The organism is Brucella tritici, from assembly GCF_008932295.1.
Lineage (GTDB): Bacteria > Pseudomonadota > Alphaproteobacteria > Rhizobiales > Rhizobiaceae > Brucella > Brucella tritici.
Window position 1 is genome coordinate 1 of the sequence record NZ_WBWA01000065.1, and the last position, 2,339, is coordinate 2,339.

The following is a 2,339-nucleotide window of genomic DNA, read 5'->3' on the forward strand; positions in this document are numbered from 1 at the left end:
TTCAAAACGAATGCGATCTGCGCTTCCGAAAACTTCGATGCTTTCATGGAAATCTCCTTCTCCCAGATAAGGGATCATAAGTGGAAAATTCCAGTTCTGAATGGCCTAATTTAACGGGGGCACGTCAAACTGTCAATTTAAAATAATTTTATTCTATGAGAAGTAAAGAAAATGATCGCTGATCGTAGAAACTGAAAAACATGCCAAGGTCCTTTTCTTGCAGTATTACCTCCTTTATGAATGATTTGGACCGAAGGAACGTATGCTATTTTGCTTAATCCCGCAGTTCTCAGCGAAATATCAAAATCTTCAAAATAGAGCATGTAACGTAAGTCAAATCCTTTCAATTCACGAAAAGTATCGCCACGGAAAAGCATGAAGCAACCACTCACAATAGGCGGATTCCAATATACATTATGCTGTGTTTCACTGCGCATTTCGTATTGGGACAAACGATGGTCGAATAGCCGCTGGATATATATTGGCGCGAAGCCACGTAATAACAAGTCTAAAACAGATGGGTAACGCTTGCAAAGATATTGACGCTTACCGTTTGGCCAATAAGCGTGAGGTGATAAAAGTCCGCAATCCCAGTTTGTTTGCATGAAGTGTATCGCATTGCGTAAGGCAAAGCGATCCATCGTGACGTCGGGATTGAGAATGAGGTGGAACTCTCCTATGTCGGATAATGCCAAATTATGGCCGCGACCGAAACCAATATTACCGTGGCCGCTTATAAGCTTTGTCGTCCACCTTGCAAGTTGTGTTTCTATCATTGACGAAATAGTGTCTCTGCTTGAATTGTCTACAATGATTATAGCGATGGATGATGGGTCAAAGGGATTGAGTGCGCAGGCGAGCGAGGTGAGAGTCGAGCGAAACTCATCTAAGTCAGGATTGTATGTCACGATGGAAATTGTGAACATTTCTTCTCCTGCCAAAGGAGACTGGGCGCTGGTTTTCATGAATAGATTACTTCCGGCCCATTCGGTTGATGAAGCCGTGCCATATGCCCAAGCTCATCATTCTTGCATGACTTTTACCCTCCTGTACAAAAAAAGTAAAAAAGAGGTATTGGCGGACCAGCCGCCAGAATAATGCTACCTTCCAGGAAAAGGAAAGCCACGGACGGCGACATAGCCAAACGGCATTGCGAAAATGATAGTAATGCCTCAAAGGGCTGTGAACAGGGATATGTCGGTCGTGAAACTCCGTCCATTGGTCTCCAAGACTATGTTCCATTTTAGCATTGAAGGCACCGAAACAATAATAGCCTTGTTGGCGTGCGCGCAGCCCCCACTCGATGTCAACGTAATCGATAAACATATCATCATTGAGCAAGCCGATAGCGTCGAAACTCTCTATCGGGGTAAGGCAACCGGAAGCTATGAGAAAATCAGCCTCGACGAACCCGTCCAAAGAGAGGTTTTCTCTACGTTTTAGCCGACAGCCATCTAGATAGACAAATGCAGCTGCCTCTCCTTGGCGTACATCTGTGTAGGATGGGCCAATTCCTGCGACGTGTACTCCTTTTTCCTCTAAAGTTTTTGCGACCTTCAGCAATTCGCTTACCATATTGGGAGCTGGAAGACTGTCTTGGTCTAGAAGAAGCACATAGTCTGTACCAATGGTTTTGGCTCGCTCAATGCCAATATTCTGCGCTTTTGCAATTCCGAAATTCTCACTAAGAGAGATCAGTTCAATCCCCGCTCGCTCGGTAAAGGTGGTGGCAATATCTATATCTGCGTGAGAGTCGTTATCCACGATCAGCAGATGCTGTACTTGAGAGGTGACCGTATCAATTAGTTTGTTTAGTTGCTTAATATCTGGATTGAATGTGACGATAATGCCGGTCACACAATCTGCGATACTGTCAATCTGTTCGCTACGGTTAACCATTGAGTATTTTCAGGTATCGCTCGTTATTCAAGACGTTGTAGTGGATTGATATTGCGAATAAGGCTCTTATGCAATGCCCTTAGAGCCTGAATCATAATGAATGTAATGATATCAGGCTCTTGCGATACGCCGTGTGAGGAAGCGGATATTTGCGATGTATATCCACGCTTCGGAAGAAGCGTGAGCGCAACGAATAGCCCACGTCTTTCGTGATTGACGGAATGGATTTCCGGCTGGCAGTCAAAACTTTTGCTTTGCCCGCTTCGGCATAAAATAGGTTCGGATATTGACGAGTGCTTCAGCGACGTCAGCGGCATCCTGGCGGGTGGCTTTGCGTTTTGTCTCGCCGAGCTTGCGAATTGGCGCAATGATATCGCCGGTGACGGCATGACCGCGAAGAACCGGCTGCCAAAGTCTCGGCGCGTATCCTGTTGCCAGCA

2 protein-coding genes and 1 pseudogene are annotated in these 2,339 nt (G+C 45.6%); all 3 read right to left on the reverse strand.

Translation table 11 applies throughout. The features are described 5' to 3' along the window. Window positions 1–137: 137 nt before the first annotated feature. Window positions 138–965 carry a glycosyltransferase gene (locus F9K91_RS25350; RefSeq protein ID WP_151679055.1) on the reverse strand — a complete coding sequence of 276 codons (828 nt, stop codon included), beginning with the start codon at window positions 963–965 and terminating at the stop codon, window positions 138–140. 7 nt (window positions 966–972) lie between these two features. Then, on the reverse strand, window positions 973–1,899 hold the full coding sequence (locus tag F9K91_RS25355) for a glycosyltransferase family 2 protein (RefSeq protein WP_235913458.1): 927 nt from the start codon (window positions 1,897–1,899) through the stop codon (window positions 973–975). Between the two features lie 240 nt (window positions 1,900–2,139). Further along, window positions 2,140–2,339: pseudogene (locus tag F9K91_RS25360) on the reverse strand (UPF0149 family protein); the annotation flags it as partial.

What these genes read in the sequence shown, in the direction of transcription:
- F9K91_RS25350 (WP_151679055.1), bottom strand. Translation starts at nt 965, where the DNA reads ATGAAAACCAGCGCCCAGTCTCCTTTGGCAGGAGAAGAAATGTTCACA.
- F9K91_RS25355 (WP_235913458.1), bottom strand. Translation starts at nt 1,899, where the DNA reads ATGGTTAACCGTAGCGAACAGATTGACAGTATCGCAGATTGTGTGACC.